The sequence below is a fragment of the Nonomuraea sp. LPB2021202275-12-8 genome (assembly GCF_037044575.1).
In the GTDB taxonomy this organism is placed as follows: domain Bacteria; phylum Actinomycetota; class Actinomycetes; order Streptosporangiales; family Streptosporangiaceae; genus Nonomuraea.
In genome coordinates this window covers 88,336-107,959 of sequence record NZ_JBAHWD010000016.1, presented here as the reverse complement: position 1 = coordinate 107,959, position 19,624 = coordinate 88,336, and the positions used below count along the sequence as shown (strand labels likewise).

17 protein-coding genes are annotated in these 19,624 nt (G+C 71.4%); 8 read left to right on the top strand and 9 right to left on the bottom strand.

Going from position 1 to position 19,624, the window contains the following annotated elements; genetic code table 11:
• Window positions 1–363: a hypothetical protein gene (locus tag V5E28_RS27170; protein ID WP_336210485.1), complete on the bottom strand. Its 363-nt coding sequence runs from the start codon at window positions 361–363 to the stop codon at window positions 1–3.
• A 140-nt stretch (window positions 364–503) separates the two neighbouring features.
• A complete protein-coding gene (gene glnA, locus V5E28_RS27165; RefSeq protein ID WP_336210483.1) occupies window positions 504–1,865 on the bottom strand; it encodes a type I glutamate--ammonia ligase in 1,362 nt (453 codons plus the stop codon).
• 151 nt (window positions 1,866–2,016) lie between these two features.
• Between glnA and V5E28_RS27160 the strand changes: the two genes are divergently transcribed.
• Window positions 2,017–2,562: an EF-hand domain-containing protein gene (locus V5E28_RS27160; RefSeq protein ID WP_336210480.1), complete on the top strand. Its 546-nt coding sequence runs from the start codon at window positions 2,017–2,019 to the stop codon at window positions 2,560–2,562.
• Window positions 2,563–2,582: 20 nt separating this feature from the next.
• Complete coding sequence (locus V5E28_RS27155) at window positions 2,583–3,551, top strand: terpene synthase family protein (protein ID WP_336210478.1); 969 nt, start codon at window positions 2,583–2,585, stop codon at window positions 3,549–3,551.
• Window positions 3,552–3,553: 2 nt separating this feature from the next.
• On the opposite strand, the gene V5E28_RS27150 is transcribed toward V5E28_RS27155, so the two are convergent.
• Window positions 3,554–4,513 carry a DUF5937 family protein gene (locus V5E28_RS27150; RefSeq protein ID WP_336210477.1) on the bottom strand — a complete coding sequence of 320 codons (960 nt, stop codon included), beginning with the start codon at window positions 4,511–4,513 and terminating at the stop codon, window positions 3,554–3,556.
• Between the two features lie 59 nt (window positions 4,514–4,572).
• Here V5E28_RS27150 and V5E28_RS27145 point away from each other — a divergent pair, with 59 nt between their 5' ends.
• The 5 genes from V5E28_RS27145 (at window position 4,573) to V5E28_RS27125 (ending at window position 11,447) form a co-directional block, all read left to right on the top strand.
• On the top strand, window positions 4,573–5,769 hold the full coding sequence (locus V5E28_RS27145; protein WP_336210474.1) for an MDR family MFS transporter: 1,197 nt from the start codon (window positions 4,573–4,575) through the stop codon (window positions 5,767–5,769).
• 71 nt (window positions 5,770–5,840) lie between these two features.
• The gene (locus V5E28_RS27140; protein ID WP_336210472.1) at window positions 5,841–7,532 is read left to right on the top strand and encodes a sensor histidine kinase; all 1,692 of its coding nucleotides are present in this window, start codon (window positions 5,841–5,843) and stop codon (window positions 7,530–7,532) included.
• Window positions 7,533–7,579: 47 nt separating this feature from the next.
• Complete coding sequence (locus V5E28_RS27135) at window positions 7,580–9,076, top strand: BTAD domain-containing putative transcriptional regulator (protein ID WP_336210468.1); 1,497 nt, start codon at window positions 7,580–7,582, stop codon at window positions 9,074–9,076.
• Window positions 9,077–9,129: 53 nt separating this feature from the next.
• Entirely contained in the window at window positions 9,130–10,902 is a 1,773-nt protein-coding gene (locus V5E28_RS27130; RefSeq protein ID WP_336210465.1) for an NAD+ synthase, read from the top strand.
• Window positions 10,903–10,970: 68 nt separating this feature from the next.
• Window positions 10,971–11,447, top strand: coding sequence for an NUDIX domain-containing protein (locus V5E28_RS27125; RefSeq protein WP_442945874.1), 477 nt, complete (start codon window positions 10,971–10,973; stop codon window positions 11,445–11,447).
• Window positions 11,448–11,456: 9 nt separating this feature from the next.
• Here the strand turns inward: V5E28_RS27125 and V5E28_RS27120 are convergent, their stop codons facing one another.
• From V5E28_RS27120 to V5E28_RS27110, 3 genes are read right to left on the bottom strand one after another with little or no spacing between them, the layout of a single operon-like run.
• Window positions 11,457–12,713 carry a hypothetical protein gene (locus V5E28_RS27120; RefSeq protein WP_336210460.1) on the bottom strand — a complete coding sequence of 419 codons (1,257 nt, stop codon included), beginning with the start codon at window positions 12,711–12,713 and terminating at the stop codon, window positions 11,457–11,459.
• Window positions 12,710–13,144 carry a hypothetical protein gene (locus V5E28_RS27115; protein ID WP_336210458.1) on the bottom strand — a complete coding sequence of 145 codons (435 nt, stop codon included), beginning with the start codon at window positions 13,142–13,144 and terminating at the stop codon, window positions 12,710–12,712. The genes V5E28_RS27120 and V5E28_RS27115 overlap by 4 nt, the downstream gene beginning before the upstream one ends.
• A complete protein-coding gene (locus tag V5E28_RS27110; protein WP_336210456.1) occupies window positions 13,141–15,246 on the bottom strand; it encodes a hypothetical protein in 2,106 nt (701 codons plus the stop codon). Before V5E28_RS27110 ends, V5E28_RS27115 begins: the two co-directional genes overlap by 4 nt.
• A gap of 166 nt (window positions 15,247–15,412) precedes the next feature.
• On the opposite strand from V5E28_RS27110, the gene V5E28_RS27105 reads away from it, so the two are divergent.
• Window positions 15,413–16,003 (top strand): hypothetical protein, encoded by a 591-nt coding sequence (locus tag V5E28_RS27105; protein WP_336210454.1) that lies wholly within the window; start codon window positions 15,413–15,415, stop codon window positions 16,001–16,003.
• Between the two features lie 93 nt (window positions 16,004–16,096).
• Here the strand turns inward: V5E28_RS27105 and V5E28_RS27100 are convergent, their stop codons facing one another.
• From V5E28_RS27100 to V5E28_RS27090, 3 genes are all read right to left on the bottom strand, one after another.
• On the bottom strand, window positions 16,097–16,708 hold the full coding sequence (locus tag V5E28_RS27100; RefSeq protein WP_336210450.1) for a TetR/AcrR family transcriptional regulator: 612 nt from the start codon (window positions 16,706–16,708) through the stop codon (window positions 16,097–16,099).
• Window positions 16,709–16,715: 7 nt separating this feature from the next.
• The gene (locus V5E28_RS27095; protein ID WP_336210447.1) at window positions 16,716–18,266 is read right to left on the bottom strand and encodes an MFS transporter; all 1,551 of its coding nucleotides are present in this window, start codon (window positions 18,264–18,266) and stop codon (window positions 16,716–16,718) included.
• A 107-nt stretch (window positions 18,267–18,373) separates the two neighbouring features.
• On the bottom strand, window positions 18,374–19,585 hold the full coding sequence (locus V5E28_RS27090; protein WP_336210444.1) for an MFS transporter: 1,212 nt from the start codon (window positions 19,583–19,585) through the stop codon (window positions 18,374–18,376).
• Between the last annotated feature and the right edge of the window lie 39 nt (window positions 19,586–19,624).

Sequence of the window (19,624 nt, the reverse complement as noted above, 5' to 3'; positions counted from 1 at the left end):
TCACCTCGCCCCCTCGGCAGGTGCGGCCTGTTGCGAGTCGCCTGGCGTGTCAGGCTGCCGCAGAGCCTCGGCACGCGCGTGGATGACGTCGCTCAGCGCGTTGATCTGCTTGCTCGTCGCCGCCACGGCGGCGGCCTTGCCCGCCTCGCGCAGGTCGCCCCGCAGGCGGCCGGTCATCTCCTCCAGCTCCGGCGAACCGAGGGCCTTCATGCCCTGCTCCAGCAGGCCGCCGCCCTTGTCCGCTCCGACCTTGCCCGCCACGCCCGCCATCGCCAGCGCGGCGGCCATCTTCAGCTTGTGGTGCCGTCCCAAGCAGTAGCCTGCGGCGACCGCCAGCGCTACTTTCACTCCGCTGTTCATCATCACCGTCCCCATCCCGGCGGCACACGGCAACCGATGCCCTCCGCCTCAGCCGTCCTGCCCGAGGATCGGACATAAAAACACAAACTGCCCTAAAGGGGACGGACATCATTGCCGCGCGGCGGAGCGGGCGGGAGCGATGCTCAGAGAACAGGCAGGTAGCGGCCGAGCTCGAACTCGGTGACCTGGCGGCGGTAGTCGCTCCACTCGGTGCGCTTGTTGCGCAGGAAGAAGTCGAACACGTGCTCGCCGAGCGTCTCCGCCACCAGCTCGCTCCGCTCCATGACCGCGACCGCCTCGTCGAGCGACTGCGGCAGCGGCTGGATGCCGAGGGCGCGGCGCTCCGCGCTGGTCAGCGTCCACACGTTGTCCTCGGCGGCCGGCGGGAGCTCGTAGCCCTCCTCGATGCCCTTGAGGCCGGCGGCCAGGATGAGCGCGAAGGCGAGGTAGGGGTTGCAGGCCGAGTCGAGCGAGCGGAACTCGATGCGGGTCGAGCCGCCCTTGTGCGGCTTGTACATCGGCACCCTGACCAGGGCCGAGCGGTTGTTGTGGCCCCAGCACACGTAGGAGGGGGCCTCACCGCCCTGACCGGCGATGGCCTCGGCCCCGCCCCACAGGCGCTTGTAGGAGTTGACCCACTGGTTGGTGATCGCGGTGATCTCCGCGGCGTGCCTGAGCAGGCCGGCGATGAACGATCGGCCGATCTTGGAGAGCTGGTAGTCGGAGCCCGCCTCGTAGAAGGCGTTGCGGTCGCCCTCGAACAGCGACATGTGGGTGTGCATGCCGGAGCCGGGGTGCTCGGTGAAGGGCTTGGGCATGAAGGAGGCCCAGATGCCCTGCTCCAGCGCGACCTCCTTCATGACCAGGCGGAAGGTCATGATGTTGTCGGCGGTGGTCAGCGCGTCGGCGTAGCGCAGGTCGATCTCCTGCTGGCCGGGGGCGCCCTCGTGGTGGCTGAACTCGACCGAGATGCCCATCGACTCCAGCATCATGATCGCCTGGCGCCGGAAGTCGTGGCCGGAGCTGTGCGGCGTGTGGTCGAAGTAGCCGCCCGAGTCGATCGGCTCGGGGCGCTGGCCGGCCTCCGGGCGGTTCTTCAGCAGGAAGAACTCGATCTCCGGGTGGGTGTAGAAGGTGAAGCCCATGTCGGCGCACTTCGCGAGGGTGCGCTTGAGCACCCAGCGCGGGTCGGCGTGCGACGGCGTGCCGTCGGGCATCAGGATGTCGCAGAAGATGCGGCCGGCGCCGGGCGTCTCGCTGCGCCACGGAAGGATCTGGAAGGTCGACGGGTCCGGCTTGGCCAGCATGTCGGCCTCGTAGACGCGGGCGAACCCCTCGATGGCCGAGCCGTCGAAGCCGATGCCCTCGGCGAAGGCGCCTTCGAGCTCGGCGGGGGCGATCGCGACGGACTTGAGGAAGCCGAGCACGTCGGTGAACCAGAGCCGGATGAACCGGATGTCGCGTTCCTCGAGTGTGCGGAGCACGAACTCCTGCTGGCGGTCCACGGCGTCCCCTCGTGACGACAGTACGGGTCTCGTATCAGGATGCCGTGTCCGTGTTTCACACAGGTTACGGGGGGTGCCGGTGCGAGCCTCCCTGACAAAGGGGCCGCCCAGACTTAATGTGATCACGCAGTCAGTCTCGGGGGAGGCATTGGTGGCTATCGACCTGCTCAATCACAAGCTCGATCGGGCCTTCGACCACATCGACGCAGGCGGTAAGGGGGTCGTGGAGCGCGAGGACCTGCTGGGGCTGGGCGCGCGCATCCTGGTGGGCTTCGGGGAGTCCCCCACGTCGGTCACCGGCAGCAGCCTCGTCGACAGCTTCGACGGGATCTGGCGGACGCTGTCCAGCACACTCGGCCGCGACCAGGACTTCGGCATGTCGCGCGAGGACTACCGCAAGGCCATGACGGCCGCGTTCGTCGAGGGCGACCAGTACGACTCGGTCTTCCGCCCCGCGACGATGGCGGTGGCGGGGTTGTGCGACGGCGACGGCGACGGCCATATCGGCGCGGGCGAGTTCCGGACGTTGCTGGCCGCGTTCGGCACCGCCTACGACGACGTGGACAAGGCGTTCGACCGGCTGGACCGGTCGGGCGTGGGCATGCTGACCGTGGCCGACCTGGTCCTGGCCGCCCGGGAGTACTACGTCGGCGACGACCCGAATGCCGCGGGCAACTGGCTTTACGGACCACTGTGAATACCGCGGGGAGCACCAATGTGATCGCTTCTGTGCGGTCCGCGCTGCGGTCCGTGCTGCACTGGAAACCGCTGCTGCCGCTGCCACGCCGGGGCGGCTCGGCGGCTCTCGCCCTGCTGCCGTTGACGGAGCGGGTGCCGGCGATGGCGGCGCCGTGCCGCATGCACCCGGCCGTGTACGCGATCGAGGCGGCCGTCATCGACTGGGCGCGCCGGACCGGGCTGCGTGCCGACCAGAGCGTCGGGTTCCACCGGATGGCGGGGCGGGCGTTCGCCGAGTTCGACGCGGCGGCGGCCGCGCTGTTCGCGCAGTGGCTGACGTGGCTGTTCCATCTGGACGACGAGCTGGACGAGGGGCCGTGTCCGCTGGAGGTCTTCCAGGGGATGCTGGAGGGCGCCTGCGGCCACCCGCTGGAGGCGGCGTTCGCGGACCTGTGGCGGGTGACGAGCTCGCGGATGAGCGACGAGTGGCGCAGGCGGTTCGCGGTCAACCTGCAGCGCCAGCACTACGCCTGCCGCACCGAGGCGGCCAACAGGGCCTCGGGCACGGTCCCGACGCTGGCCGAATACCCGATGCTGCGCAGGGGGACGGTCGGCCCGTACCTCTACGACCTGGTCGAGCCGTGCCTCCGGGTGGAGGTGCCCGCCTGGGTGCACCGTTCGGAGCCCTGGCAGGAGCTGGTGGACGCCTGCAGCGACGTCACCGCGTGGTGCAACGACGTGGCCTCGCGGCCGAAGGAGCGAGGCGACGCGCACAACCTCGTCGTGATCGCGATGCGCGAGCTCGGGCTGGGCGAGCGAGAGGCGGTTTCCTGGGTGCTCGACCGGATCGCCGAGCGCTGCCGGGACATGCAGCAGGCCGCCAGGCGGCTGCCGCTGGACGATCTGGCGCCGCGCACCGCCAGGGACGTCAGCAAGGTGGCGTGCGCCTACCTGGCCGCGCCGCGCGCCCACCTCGACTGGCTGATGGAGTCCAGCCGCTACACCTGAGGTCAGCCACCGGCGAGGACGTCGCCGGTGGGGGTGCGCCGGTAGACGACCTGCTTGCCGACACGCATCCCCACGGTGAGTCCGCTGTCGCTGAGCACGCCGAGGTGCTGGCTCACCGCGCCGGGCGTGAGCGACATCCGCCCGGCCAGCGCCGAGGTGGTGCTCGGCTCGGCGAGGGCGAGCAGGATCCGCGCCCTGCTCCTGCCGATGAGCGCGGACAGCGCTCCTGGCGCGGGCGGCGGCCCCTCCCGCCACAGGGTGCCGACGCCGAGCACCGGATAGACGAGCATCTCCTGGTAGGGGGCGGACATGACCGCGACCGACGGCCAGTAGAAGGCGGTCGGCACCAGGACGAGCCCGTCGCCCTGCAGGCTGCCCGTGTTGCACCAGGGCCGGTCGACGAGCAGCCGCTCCCCGGTCCACTTCACGGCCGGGTCGAGCGCGGCGAACAGCTCGCGGGCGCCGCCCTGGGCGAGCTGGCGTGACCTGCGCAGCACGTCGCGTTCCAGCAGGCTGTAGACGCGTGGCCAGAACTCGGCGAAGCACGCCTCCCAGTAGGCCTCCAGCGTGTCGGCGACCCTGGCGACGGCTGCCGCCGGATCGGCCCTGAACCGCTGTATGACCGCCGGGTCGGCGCCTTCGACGTGCGCGGCCTCGTCGGCAGCCCGCTCCGGCGGGGTCCGCCGTACGCGGGCCAGCTCGGCGGCGAAGTCCGGCAGCGGCGTGTCGGGCGGCGGAGTGAGGAAGTCGGCCAGGTAGCCGGTCGCGGGCACGAGCGCGAACAGCTCGGCCAGGTCGAGGGCGGCGAGGCGCGGGCGCACGCACTTGATCCACGGCAGGTGGACGGACTGCCGGGCCGGGTCCTGCAAGGTGCGCAGGCTGGCGACGAGCTCCCACATCGGGGAGAACGCGAACCGGATCCGGGCCACGTCCTCCGGCTTCAGGTCCCAGGTCACCGCCACGGGTTTTAGTGTGGGCTAAATCGTTCGCGAGGTAAAGCCGGGCGGCCCACCCTTGGCGGGTGACAAGTCCCGTCGTCGAGAAGCCGTCGTTCCTGCGTTCCACGTTCGGCGGCCTGCCCCGCCCCTTCTGGGCCCTGTGGGGCGGCACGCTGGTGAACCGCCTGGGCACCATGGTCATGCCGTTCACCGGCGTCTATCTGACCCAGGCCCGCGGGCTGTCGGTGGCCACGGCCGGGCTGGTGATGGCGGTGTTCGGCGCCGGTTCGCTGGTGTCGCAGTTGCTCGCCGGGGTGCTGGCGGACCGGATCGGCCGCCGGGCGACGCTGGCCGGCGGCATGCTCGCCAGCGCCGTGATGATGCTGGCGCTGGGCTACAGCACCACGCTGCCGGGGATCCTGGCCTCGATGTTCGCGCTCGGCCTGGTGGTCGACGCCTACCGGCCCGCTTCCAACGCCATGGTCGCCGACCTGGTCTCGCCGGTGGAGCGGCCCAGGGCGTACGGCCTGCTGTTCTGGGCGATCAACCTCGGCTACTCGGTGGGGATGACGGCGGGCGGCTGGCTGGCGGAGGCCGGGTTCCTCTGGCTGTTCTGGGTGGACGCGGTGAGCTGCGTGGCCTTCGCCGTCCTGGTCTGGCGGGCGGTGCCGGAGACCAGGCCCGCGGGCAGGCCGGAGGCGGGCGGGTTCGGGGTGGTGCTGCGCGACCGGCTGATGGTCGGCTACACCCTGGTCATGCTGGGCGACGCGCTGGTCTACTCGCAGACGTTCACCACGCTGCCGATGGCGATGACGGGCGAGGCGGGCCTGACGTATGCGCAGTTCGGCCTGGCCATGGCGCTGAACGGGGTGCTGATCGTGATCGTGCAGCCGCTGGTGTCCGGCTGGCTGGGCCGCCGGGACCCGGCCAGGACGCTGGCGCTGGGCGTGGCCGTCATGAGCGTCGGCTTCGCGCTGACGGCCTTCGTCACCAGCACCTTCTGGCTGGCCGTCACGATCGCGGTGTGGACCGCGGGCGAGATCGTCATCGCCGGGATCGCGGGCACGATCCTCGCCACGCTGGCGCCGCCTCACCTTCGCGGGCGGTATGCGGGGCTGTTCGGCTTCGCCTGGTCGGCCGCGGCGGTGCTGGCGCCGCTGATGGGCAGCGGCCTGCTGGAGGCGGGCGGGCAGAAGGCGCTCTGGTTCACCACGGGCGGGATCGGGCTGGTCACGGCCGCCGGCATGCTGGCGCTGGGACCGGCGATCAGGCGGCGTTGAACGTTTTTTGATTCGTTGTCGGCAGCCGCCCCATAATCTCCTCCCCAAGCGGGGGTGGAGAGGACGGTTTCATGCGCCACGCTGGGGCGGCGCGCGGTGGGGCGATCGGCATCGCGACCGTCGCCGTCGCGTTCGAACTCTCCAACATCTGGGTGACGGCCCAGTTGCCGCAGCCGTCCTACACGCCGCTGCCGTTCGCGCCGGAGGACGTGGCGGGCAGCACCTTCCCCGTCTTCGGCGCGATCCTCGTCCACAGCAGGCTGCTCTACCCCACCGGCAGGCTGCCGTCGCGGCGGTGGCGCTGGGTGATCGCGCTGGCGGTCGCCGGGCAGGCGATCGACGCGGTGGCGGTGCTGACGCGCGACGGCGCCTTCAGAGAGATCGCGCACCCGATGGTCGCCTCCGCGATGGCGCTGGCGTTCCTCTCGCTCGCCGTACGGTTCCGGCGCGGCGACGCCGTCGAGCGGCGGCAGTTGCTCTGGCTGATCGTGGCGCTGCCCGGGCTGCTGATCCCGTGGATGCTCGGCGACCCGGTCTGGTGGCTGGCCACGCTCGCCATCCCGCTGATCCCGGCGGCGATCGCGGTGGCGGTGCTGCGCTACCGGCTGTTCGGCATCGACACGCTGATCAGCAGGGCGCTGGTGGGCACCGGGCTGGCGGTCGTGGTCGCGGGCGTCTATCTGGCGGTGAGCGCCGCGTCCAGCGTCTTCCTGTCGGAGGTGGATCCGGTCGCGGGGCTGGTGGCGGCGCTGTTCGCGGGGGCGTTCTTCCAGCCGATGCGCCAGGCGATGCAGCGCGGCGCCGACCGGCTGCTCTACGGCAGCACGGGCGTGCCCGGTGAGCTGGCCGAGCGGCTCAAGCGACGGCTGCAACAGGTCGATCCCGGCCACGGCCTGCTGGCCACGCTGGAGGTGCTGCGCGAGGGGCTGTCGGTGACCGGGGTGGCGGTCGAGCTCGACGGGACGACGGTCGCGGCCGGCTCGCCGGGGCCGGCGACCCGGACGATCCCGCTGGTCTGGCATGCCGAGCCGGTCGGGGTGCTGCTGGTCGGCCCGGTGGACCGGCGCAGGTTCCCGGCCGCGCACGACGAGCGCGTGATCGCGACGCTGACGCCGTACATCGCCGACGCCGCGCACGCGGTGCGGCTGACCGCGGCCGTGCGGCGCTCGCGGGAGCGCATCCTGACCGCGCGCGAGGAGGAGCGGCGGCGCCTGCGCCGCGACCTGCACGACGGGCTCGGGCAGTCGCTGAGCGGCATGGCGATGTCGATCAACGTCGCGCGTCTCACCCTGCGCCGCTCCCCCGAGCAGGCCGATCACCTGCTCGCGGGCCTGCGCTCGGGCATGGACGCGATCAGCGGCGACATCAGGCAGCTCGTGTACGGCCTGCGGCCGCCCGCGCTCGACGAGCTGGGCCTGGAAGGGGCGGTCGCCGAGCTGGCCGGGGCGCCGGTGGAGGCGGCCGGGGAGCTGGACGGGCTGCCCGCGGCGGTGGAGGTGGCGGCCTACCGGATCGTCCAGGAGGCGCTGACGAACATCCGCAGGCATGCCCGCGCGGCCGGGACGGCGGTCAGGCTGGAGCGTGACGGCCGCCTGCTGCGCGTCACGGTCACCGACGACGGGATCGGCATCGCCCCGGACGCCCGCCCGGGAGTCGGGCTGGGGTCAATGCGCGAGCGCGCCGCCGAGCTGGGCGGGACGTGCACGGTACGGGCCGCGGAGGGCGGCGGGACCGTGGTCCACGCCGACCTGCCACTCCAATAAGTCTCCATTTACCAGGACATCGAATGGGCTCTACGCTTACGCCTACAATGTTGACCTTCACCGCTTTAGGACCGTTCCAGGCCTGGACCGACGGCACCCCCCTCGATCTGGGCGGCCAGCGGCAGCGAGCGGTGCTCGCACGCCTGCTCGTCGCCGGGGGCCACGCCGTCCCCGTGAGCACGCTCATCGACGAGCTGTGGCCCGGCAACCCGCCGGCGCAGGCGCTGTCGACCATCCAGGGGTACGTCTCCCGGCTGCGGCGCGCGCTCGAACCCGCCCGGGCGCCGCGCGAGGAGGCCGCCGTGCTGATCTCGGCGGCCCCCGGGTACGCCCTGCGGGCCCGTACCGGCCAGGTGGACTCATGGCGATTCCAGAGCCTGGTCAAGGCGGACGGGCCCGCCGCGCACGTGTGGGCGGCCATGGACGAGGCGCTGGCGCTCTGGCGGGGGCCCGCGCTGGCGGAGTTCACCGAGTTGCACTGGGCCGCGACGGAGGCGGCCAGGCTGGAGGAGCTGCGGCTGATCGCGGTGGAGCGCCGGGCCGACGCGGGGCTGTCGACGGGCCGGGCGACCGCGCTGGTGGCGGACCTCGAGGCGCACGCCGCCGGCCATCCGCTGCGGGAGGAGGCGTGGCGGCTGCTGGCGCTGGCGCTCTACCGGACGGGACGGCAGGGCGACGCGCTGGGCGCGCTGCGGCGGGCCCGCGCCACCTGGCGCGACGAACTCGGGCTGGACCTCACGGACGGGCTGCGGCGCCTGGAGAGCGACATGCTGGCCCAGCGCCTGGCGGAGCCGCCGGACCCGACGGATCGCGTGACAGCGCCGGGCACCGCGGCGGACGCGGGCGCCGCGTCGCCGAGCGGCGGCGGCGAGGCGGCGACGCCGTTGCGGGTGCTGGTGGCCGACGACCAGGCGCTGGTGCGGGCCGGGCTGCGGGTCGTGCTGAGCGGCGAGCCCGGCCTGGAGCCGGCCGGCGAGGCGGCGAACGGCGAGGAGGCGATCGCCGCGGTCCGCGCCGCGCGGCCCGACGTGGTGCTGCTGGACATCCAGATGCCGCGGCTGGACGGGCTGGCCGCCGCGCGCCGGATCCTCGCGGACGAGCACCCGCCCAAGGTGATCATGATGACCACGTTCGGCAGCGACGAGAACCTGTACGCGGCCCTGCGTGCCGGTGTGAGCGGTTTCGTGCTCAAGACCTCGCCCCCCGAGCAGCTCGTCGCCGCGATCCGGGCCGCCGCCGCGGGGGACGCGCTGATCGACCCGGCCGTCACCACCCAGCTCATCTCGGGCTTCTCCGGGCGCACGGACCCCGAGTCTCCCCCGGCCCTGGCCGGACTGTCGGACGCCCGGCTCGACGTGCTGAAACTGGTGGCGCGCGGGCTCACGAACCGGCAGATCGCGCAGACGCTCTCCCAGACCGAGCCCGAGGTGTCCACGGCGGTGCGGATCCTGCTCGACCACCTGGGCCTGTTCGAGCGGGCGCAACTCGTCGTGGCGGCCTACGAGTCCGGCCTGGTGACCCCGGGAACCGTCGTCACGAGATGAGACCACTTTTCGTCGCTTTGACGATAAAAATCAGATCGTACTAGGCTGTTTCCGTGGCACAACTGCGCATTGCCTTGGCACAGACGAACCCGACCGTCGGCGACCTGGCCGGCAACGCCGATCGGCTGATCACGTGGACCCGTGAGGCCGCCAAGCGCGGCGCTCACCTGGCCGTGTTCACCGAGATGTTCCTCACCGGCTATCCCGTGGAGGATCTCGTGCTGCGCACGTCCTTCGTGGACGCCAGCATCGCGACCCTCGACGAGGTGGCCCTCAGACTCAAGCAGGAGGGACTCGGCGAGCTGCCGGTGGTCGTCGGCTACGTCGACCGGGCCAACCGGGCTCCCCGCGTCGGCCAGCCCAAGGGCGCGCCGCTCGACGCCGCCGCCCTGCTCCACCAGGGCCGGGTGGTGACCCGCACGGCCAAGCACCATCTGCCCAACTACGGGGTGTTCGACGAATACCGCTACTTCGTCCGCGGCGACCGGCTGCCGATCTTCCGGCTGCACGGGGTGGACGTGGCGATCGCGGTCTGCGAAGACCTCTGGCAGGAGGGCGGCCCGGTCTCCGTGGTGGGCCAGGCGGGAGCCGGGCTGCTGGTGGTGCCGAACGCCTCGCCGTACGAGAAGGAGAAGGACGACGTCCGCCTGGACCTGTGCGCGCGCAGGGCGCGCGAGGCCGGGTGCGCCCTCGCCTACGTCAACCAGGTCGGCGGGCAGGACGAGCTGGTCTTCGACGGCGACTCCCTCGTGGTGGACGATTCGGGACGGCTGCTGACCCGCGCCGCCCAGTTCCGTGAGGAACTGCTCGTCGCCGACCTCGACCTGCCGGTCTCCTCCGCCGAGCTGGGGGAGTTCCCGTACGACGCGGGCGACGGATCCACCATCACCGTCGAACGGTTCGTGCTGGCGCACACCCCCGTCGAGCCGTACGAGCCCGAGCCCGCCCGCCTGGCCGAGCCGCTGGACACGGAGGCCGAGGTCTATTCGGCGCTGGTGCTCGCCGTCCGCGACTACATCACCAAGAACGGCTTCGAGTCGGTGATCCTCGGCCTGTCGGGCGGCATCGACTCGGCGCTCACCGCGACCATCGCCGCCGACGCCATCGGCCCGTCCGGGGTGCACGTGGTGCTGATGCCGTCGCGCTACTCCTCGGAGCACTCCCTCGCCGACGCCGAGGAGCTGGTGCGCAGGCAGGGCCTGAATTCGCAGGTGGTGCCGATCGCCGAGATCGTCACCGCCTTCGAGAAGGAGATCGACCTGTCGGGACTCGCGGCGGAGAACCTGCAGGCCAGGGTCCGCGGCATGATCCTCATGGGCCTGTCCAACCAGCACGGCCACCTGGTGCTGACCACCGGCAACAAGAGCGAGCTGGCGACCGGCTACTCCACCCTCTACGGCGACTCGGCCGGCGGCTTCGCCCCCATCAAGGACGTGCCGAAGCTCATGGTGTGGGAGCTGGCCAGGTGGCGCAACGCGCACACCGACCCGTCGTTCCTGCAGCGGGCCGAGCGGCCGATCCCGGAGAACTCGATCACCAAGGAGCCCAGCGCCGAGCTGCGGCCCGACCAGCGCGACACCGACTCGCTGCCGCCGTACGAGGTGCTGGACCGGCTGCTCGACGACTACGTGGAGAAGGACATGGGCTCGCGCGAGCTCATCGCCGCCGGGCACGACCCGGAGCTCGTCGCGCGGGTGATCCGGCTGGTGGACATGGCCGAGTACAAGCGCAGGCAGTATCCGCCGGGACCGAAGATCACGCCCAAGAACTTCGGCCGCGACCGCCGCCTGCCCATCACCAACCGGTGGCGCGAGACGCCCGCCTAGGTTCTGTCCGGGCCCGGAGCGTGGTCGGGACCAGCGGTGGCCATCCGGCAACGCTCACGTAATCTCGAATGGTGAGCGATCACGATGCGCCACTGGCCCGGGCCCGTGCCGCCGCCGGTGCGCTGTTCTTCGACGACGACGACCGCGTGATGCTGGTGGAGCCCACGTACAAGCCCACCAGGGACATCCCCGGCGGGTGCGTCGAGCCGGGAGAGACGCCTTACCAGGCGTGCGTGCGCGAGGTGCGGGAGGAGCTCGGCATCCAGCCGCCGATCGGGCGCCTGCTGGTGGCCGACTGGGCGCCGCATCGGGCCGGCGGGGACAGAATCCTGTTCGTGTTCGACGGTGACGTCCTCGGGCCGGAGACGCTCGCGCGGATCACGTTCACCGACCACGAGATCGGCGCTTACGGGTTCCATCCGGTCGACGAGCTGGAGGACCTCCTGACCGAGCGCCTCGCCCGCCGGGTCAAGGCCGGCGCGCTCGCCCGCGAGCTCGGTGAGACGGTCTACCTCGAGCACGGACGGCCCATCCTGGGCGGGTGAACATCGCGGCTAGACGGCGAAGAGCAGGGTCAGGCCGCCGAGGGTGTAGCTGACCATCAGCACGAACAGCGGGATCTGCCCCGCCACCGCCCTGGCGGGCGGGAGCAGCCTGACAGAGCGGTCGTGGGCGGAGACCACGCCGGCGACGTGCCCGAGCACGATGGCCAGCACCTGCACCGTGGCGATGGCGCCCGCCGAGACCACGTCCTGGTTGACCTCGGCGTCCAGGCCGAGCGCCAGGATCACGGCACGCTGGCCCTCGATGACGAGCAGCGAGAAGTAGTGCGCGACCAGATAGCCGATCGCGATCGGGACCAGCGAGTGGGCGAAGCGGGGCGCGAGGGCGCGAGCGCCCCCGATCCGCCCGGCCAGGCCCAGGCAGGCGGCGTACAGCGACGCCACTCCCGCGATCGCCGCCAGCAGGCCGAGCGTGCCGAGGCCGACGCGGCCGGCGAGGCCGGACTGGAGCGCGTCCACCCAGGCGGGAGCAGTGGAGAAGCCGTCGTAGCCGGTGCTGCCGAGCAGCACGCAGACGGTGGCCACCAGGCCGGGCGCGGGCTGGACGGCGTCGAGGCCGTCGAACGGGTTGCGCAGCACCAGCCTGCCGTCGGCACGCCTGCCGATGGGCGCGAACTGCCCGATGAGCGTCGAATACACCTCGAACGGGTCGCCGCGCTCCAGCCAGGCGTGGCCGTACACGAGCGTGCCGGCGAGCTGCGCCGCGCCGTACAGCGCGCAGAAGGCGAGCAGTGTGTGCGGGGCGGCCGGTTCCGGCGCGACGAGCTCCATCCAGGTGAAGGCGAGCAGGCCCGCGGCGGCGGGCCAGTAGCCGAGACGGCGCGGCAGCGCGCGCCGCGGCCGGTCGGGCAGCAGCCGGAACGGGTTCAGCAGCCGCCAGACCGGCCCAAGCAGCAGCGAGGCGGGCACCAGGCCGACCCAGAAGAGCACATACACCAGGTACGGCCCGGCATTGCCGTCGACGGGACCGAGCAGTAGCCAGCCGACGGTGTAGGCGGCGGCGAGCAGGGTCGCCGCCCGAAGCAACCGGACGGGCAGCCGGGCGGGCAGCCGGACGGGCAGCCGGGCGGGCAGCCGGCACGGCAGGACCCGTCCGGCCCGGTCGCCCCGGAAGCGGGACTCCGCCCACAGGAGCCCGAGCGCCAGGAACGACACCACGAGCGCGGCGAATGCCCCGGCATATGCGTAGAAAAGCGGAATCGGCAGGTCGGTTCGTCCGCCGATCCCATGCGCGAGCACGCCGGTCATCGCACCGCCAGCTGGGTGAGCACCAGGCCGCTCTCGTGCGTCTCCACCTCGAACACCCCGCTCAGATCCGCCACGAAGCGGACGGTGACCGGCTCGCCCGGCCGCAGCTCCGCCCTGCGGTCGTAACCGTGCACGTGCAGCTCGTCCGCTACGTCGCTGGTCACCGTGATGCTGACGCTCTGACCGCGATCGATCTCCAGCCAGCCGGACGGCGGGCTCACGCGCCCCGCCGCGACGGTGATCTCCGCGCGCGCCTCCCCCGCCGCCGGGGCGGCGGTCGCCACCTCGTGGCCGTTGCCGGGCCGATGGTGCGTCTGCGACAGCGGCCCGCAGCCGGCCACCAGCACGCACGCCAGCACCCCGGCCGCCCGCCGCACGCGAGCCCCCCGCTCCTTCGTACGGCGCGCCGGTACGGTGTCCGTCCGGCTCACGCGGGCACCTCGGCGGCGACCTTGCTCCGCTCTTCCGTCCGGCTTCGCCTGGGCGCGAGCACGACCACCGCGCACAGCACCCACACGCCGGTCAGGGCCCCGCGGATCCAGCCGGGCCCGAGCGGGATCACCGGGATCAGCCCCACCACCCGGTCGTAGGCGTCGGCGCAGGCCAGCAGCCCGAGCACGATCGTGAACCAGCCGAACACCCGCCTGCTCGCCCGCAGCGCCACCCCCAGGCAGAGCCACCAGACGCCCATCAGCAGCAGTGCCACCGCGGTCAGCGACAGGTCGTCGAAGGCGGTCGCGACCACGTCCAGCGCCAGGCCCGCGAGCCCGGCCACCGATCCCGCCGCCACCAGCCAGAGCCTGCGCGCTCCGGCCGCCCCCGTCGCGGGAGCCACCGCCGGGGTCTCGCCGTCGCCGGCCGGCGAGCGCTCGCGCCGCCCTACGATCCGCTTCGTCCGCACCCAGAACAGGACCGCGAGCAGCGCCAGCACGAGCGAGCCGCCCAGCGCGAGCTGGACCTCGACCCTGCCGAGCCCGGACGCGCCGAACCAGTCGCAGCCGGCGGGGAAGCGGGCCTGCGCGGCGTCGAAGTCCGAGCACAGGAACAGCTTGACCACCTTCACCGGCTCGGCCACCCAGCGGCTGGAGCCGCCCGACAGCTCAGGCGCGCGGGCGGCGCAGAGCGGCAGGACGGCGGGTGAGGACGCGCCCGCGTCGCCCTGCCAGCAGTTGCCGCTGCCCTGGCCGTCCCACCAGACGTCGAGGCCGTTGGGCCGCCGCTCCCCGGTGGGCGCGACGCCGAGGACGTTGCCCTCGTAGCGGTTGAAGTTGGAGGTGTCGGTCTGCTTGCCCAGCTCTCCCTCGCCCCGGATGAAGGCGGGCACGCCGAAGAGCTGGAATCCGGCCCGCCGGTGGTCGTAGACGTGGTTGTTCCTGAAGACGTTGTGGTTGCCGCCGGCGACCAGGATGCCGGTGCCCGTGGGGACGCCCACCTGCGGGCACACCACGCCGCGCTCGTAGCCGCGCTCGGCGGGCGGTTTGGCGCAGGTGCCGTCGCGGGTGAAGCGGTAGTAGTCCCGGTTGTTGTCGTAGATCTTGTTGTTCTCGAACAGGGCGTGGTTCTGGGGCAGGCCCGGATGGCCGGGCCAGAGGCTGTCCATCGTGGCGCCGACCGAGTTGTCGTAGAACTCGTTGTCGTGCGCCCACACGGAGTCGCCGGCGGTGCCCGAGTAGCCGAGCGCGTTGTGGTGGCTCTTGCATCGGCGGATCTCGAGGGCGTAGCGGGGGACGTCGTGGCCGCGGCCGTCGTTGATGTTGGCCGCGCTGCCCGGGTAGAGGCCGCCGTCGCCGTTGCCGTAGGACTCGCAGTCGGTGTAGAGGCCGTGGTCGCTGGCGAAGGTCAGGAAGCCGTACTCGTCGTTCCAGCGGGTGAGCACGCGGTCGATGACGAACCCGTCGGTTTCGAGTACGTACAGCGAGTTGAACGTGGTGCGCTGGGCGGTGAAGTTGCGGAAGTAGACGCCGTCGGCGCGGTCTGCGCGGATGGCGTTCAGCTTGCGGTACTCCGCGTCGATGACCACGTCCAGCGGGCCGGCGCCGGTGCCCTCGATCTGCAGGTCCTGCTTGTCGAGGATGGCGACCAGGTTCTGGTTGTGCGGGCACTGCTGCTGCTGTTCGAAGGAGAGGATCTGATAGCCCCAGCTCGACCAGCGGGCGGGGAGGGCCGCGCAGGCGCCTGCGGGCGGCGCGTGGCCGGCCTCCTCCCGGTACAGCCCGGGCAGGATGGCGATCGTCATGCCGGGCCTGGTGACCTGGTCGACGGCCTCCTGGAGGTTCCTGACCCCTTTTTGTTGACATTTCGCGAAAAGGTCGAGGTTGCGCTGTTTAAGGTCAGCCGGAAAAGGTGCGATTCGGCGGTCGAATTCCGCTTTGTCGGTCTTGCAGACCAGCAGGTCCGGCTCACCTGTACGCAGGACCGGGACGCTGCCGGATCCGTCGGGAAAGGTCACCGGCCGTTCCTCGTGCGCCAGCGCGGCACCGGCGGGTAACAGCAGGCCGAGGGTGAGCACCAGCAGGGTTACGGTCCTGCGCATGGGAGGCATGGCCGCGAGATTAGAACAATGCTCACGTTCTGCCTAGAGTCCCGCCGGGCGTCCCAGGTGCGTACCGGCTTGGCTTCCAGGATTACGCATACGTATTTCGCCCGATAAGCCAATACGCAATCCACCGCCCGGAAAGTCGCTATGCGATGATCACGCCATGATGCGATTAGGGCGACTGCTGCTGTCATTCCTGTGCGTATTGGCGCTGACCGCGGGTGCGCCGGCCGGCATCGCGCTGGCCGGCACCGCGCCGCTCCAGACCCAGCCTCGCACGACCGTTGCGTCGCTCGACGTACCGTCGCAGTTGGAGGCCATGAGGAAGCTCGACTTCATGGTCGGCCGGTGGGTCGGCTCGGGCTGGACGATCACCGAGACGGGCGCGCGCGAGGAGTTCTACCAGACCGAGCAGGTGCAGTATCAGGCCGGCGGCCTGGTCATCAGCATCCAGGGCGATTCGCGTGACAAGGAGGATCCGCGCGAGACCGTCCACACCGCGTTCGCGGTGATCAACTACAACGACATCACCCAGCAGTACCGCTGGGAGTCGTTCGCCCGCGGCTACGTGACCGAGGTCGTGCCGGTGGTCGGGCCGAACACGTTCCAGTGGACCCTGGACGTGCCGGGTGTGAAGCTCCGGTACACGCTGGAGTTCACCGCGAAGACCTGGCACGAGATCGGCGAGATCAGCTTCGACGGCGGGCAGACCTGGCAGCAGAACTTCCAGATGGACCTGCGCCGGCTGAAGTGACACCCGCGCGGCGGCCTGAAAGACCCTGACGAGTCGGCCACAGCGGGAGGGGCCGCCCCGCGGGGCGGCCACCTCGGAATCGGGCGCGAGAGGTCAGGCGGGCTCGGGGGCCAGCCCCGCCAGGACCTGGTCGACGATGCGCTCGGCCAGGTCCTCCGGCAGGTCTCCGGCGGGACCCCACTTCGTGTACCACAGCATGGCGCCCGACAGCAGCGCCATCCCCAGCTCCACGTCCAGGTCGGGGCTGAGCTCGCCGCCGGCGACGCCGCGCGCCATCACCTCGCGCATGGCCGTCCGCCGCGGCTCGACCGCCCGCTTGACGAAGCGCTCGGTGAGCCGCGGATAGCGGTCCGCCTCGCCCATCACGATGTTCATCACGCATCGGGAACGGGACTGGCCCGTCTCCTGGCGCATCACGTCGAGCAGGGCGATCAGGTCGTCGCGCACCGACTCCCCCGCCAGCGGCGGGAGTGGCGCCCTGAGCGTGGCGAGCGCGTCGACGACGAGGTCCTCCTTGTTGGACCAGCGCCGGTAGATGGTCGTCTTGCCGACGCCCGCCTTCGACGCGATCGCCTCGATGGACAGCTCGGAGACCCCGCTGCCCTCGGCGATCAGGTCGAGGGTCGCGTCGATGATCGCCTTTTCGGCCTTCTCGCTGCGTGGACGGCCTGCCGGACGGGCCGTCACCGGTTCCTGGATGGTCATCGGGGCCTCACACTACCGCTGGTTCCTTCTGCTCCGCCTGCGCCACCGGGGTTGGCTTGCCGGGCATCCACCTCGCCACCACGGCGACGCCGATCAGGCCGACCGCGGCCGACACCAGCGCGGTGATGTGCATGCCGTGCAGGAAGGCGTCGTAGGCCGGCTGCAGCATGGCGGCGCCGCGCTCGCCGAGCGCTCTGGCGACCTCGACGGTCCCCATGATGGACTCGCCGCCCGCGTGCTGGACGTCGGCGGGCAGGCCCTGCAGGACCGGCGCGATCTCACCCCGGTAGCTGGAGGACAGCACCGAGCCGAGCACCGCCACGCCGAGCGCGCCGGCGACCTGCCGGACGGTGTTGCTCATGGCCGAGCCGACGCCGGCCTTCTCCCTGGGCAGCGACTCCATGATCGCGGTGGTGGCCGGCGGCATGATGTTCGCCATCGCGGCGCCCTGCACGAAGAAGATGACCTCGATCAGCAGGATCGGGGTGTTCTGGTCGAACAGCGAGTAGCTCGCCAGCACCAGCGTGACCACGACCAGGCTGACCGTGGACGAGAGCTTGGCCCCGAACCGCTGGTTAACACGCTGGCTGAGCGGCGCGAAGATGAGCTGCGCCGCGGCGAACGGGATCATCAGCGCGCCCGCCTCGATCGGGCTGAAGTCCAGCACGATCTGCAGGTAGAAGGTCAGGAAGAACATCCCGCCCATCATCGCGAAGAAGACGATGCCCATCATGGCGATGGCCGAGCTGAACCGGACGTTGCTGAAGTTGCGGACGTCGAAGACCGGGTGGTCGATGCGCCGCTCCCACCAGACGAACACCGCCAGCACCGCCAGCCCGAACAGCGCGGGCACCAGCACTTCGGCGGAGGCCACGGTGGCCAGCTCGCCGCCGCGGATGATGCCGTACACGATGGCGACCAGACCGATGATCGACAGCAGCACGCCGACGGGGTCGAGCCTCGACGGCTTGGGGTCACGCGACTCGGGCACGACGGTGCTGATGAGCACCATGCTGATCAGCACGATCGGCACGTTGATCAGGAAGACCGAGCCCCACCAGAAGCGCTCGATGAGCAGGCCGCCGGTGATCGGGCCGATCGCGATGGCCAGGCCCACGCCGCCCGCCCAGATGCCGATCGCCTTGCCGCGCTCGCCGGGCGGGAAGACGTTGGAGATGATGGCCAGCGTCGCCGGCATGATCGCCGCGCCGCCGATGCCCATCGCCGCCCTGGCCAGGATCAGCTGGGTGGGATCCTGCGAATAGGCGCTGGCCAGCGACGCCAGGCCGAAGAGCACCATGCCGATGAAGAGCATGCGCTTGCGGCCGGTGCGGTCACCGATCACGCCGAAGGTGAACAGCAGGCCGGCGAAGACCAGGGTGTAGGAGTTGATCGCCCACTCCAGCTCGCCCTGCGTCGCCCCGAGACCGGCCTGCGGGTCGGCGATGGTCTTCATCGCCACGTTGAGGATCGTGTTGTCCAGCACGACCGCCAGCAAGCTGAAAACCAGCACGCCGAGGATGGCCCATCGGCGTGGATGCCCCGTGTTCGCGTCCAAAACAGCCCCTAATTTCGATACGACTCAGTTTCGCAACGCAACCGTATCGCAAGGCATTCCGATACGCAACGGTGCCGTTTCGTAAATTCCGGGTTAACTGACGCCGGTCAGGTCGTGGCCGGAACCTGCTCGGCCACCGGCGCGGACTCCGCCTGCCGCGGCCGGCTGCGCCAGAACGGCAGCGCCACCAGCACGATCACGACACCGGCCAGCCCCGCGACGGCGAACGCCCAGCTGGCGCCGTGGGCGTCGATGATCGCTCCGGCGACGGGCGCGGACGCGGCCCCGCCGATCAGCAGGGCTGTGCCGTGCAGGCCCATGGCCTCTCCCCTGGCCGAGGAGGGCACCCAGCGGCTGAGGGCCTCGACGGTGGACGACAGCGACGGGGCGCAGAGCAGGCCGGCCGGAAGCAGCGCCAGCACCAGCCACCACCAACCGCCCGACACGAGCCCCACGGGGACGGTGAGCAGGCCCATGCCCGCGATGAGCACCAGGGGTGAGAACCCGCGCGACAACCCGCCGTAGACGAAACCGCCGATCAGCGAGTAGACGCACCAGATGCCGACCGCCAGCCCGATCCACTGGGTCTGCCCGGCGTCGTTCATGGTGCCGACCATCGCGAGCTCGGTGGCGGTCAGCACGAAGGTGGCGGCGGCCACGGTGCCGAGCAGCGCGAACATCCCGGGCGTGAGCCACTGGCGCCGCGGCACCTTGACGGCGGGCATCTCCAGCTCCTCGGCCGACCTGATCGGCGGGTTGAGCAGGATCAGCGCCAGGCCGGAGCCGGTCAGGCCGATCGCGATGACGGCCAGCGTCGGCCCGCTGCCGAACACGGTCATCCCGAAAACCGCCAGCGCGGGCCCGGTCATGTAGGAGAGCTCGACGAACATCGAGTCGAGCGAGAAGGCCGTCCGGCGCTGCTCCAGCGGCACCATCGCGGCCATGCACTGCCTGATCACGCTGAACACCGGAAGCCCCAGCAGCCCGGCCACCGCCGCCGCCACGATCAGCGCGGGGAACGGCAGCGCCCAGGCGCAGGCCCAGAACGCCGCCTGCGCGGCCGTGGTGACGGCCAGGACGGGGCGCAGGCCGTAGCGGTCGACGAACCTTCCCGACAGCGGAGATCCGACGGCCATGCCGATCGTGCTCGCCATGGTGACCAGACCCGCCATGCCGTAGCCCAGATCGAGGGACTGGACGACGTGCAGCGTCAGCGCCATCCCCGTCGCGGTGGCGGGGATGCGGGCCAGCAGGCCCACCAGCAGCAGCACGCCGACGCCGGGGATCCGGAACAAGCGCCGGTAAGGTTCGAGAGCCATTTTGATTACTTACCTCCGGGTCCATTGTGGCGGGCGGGG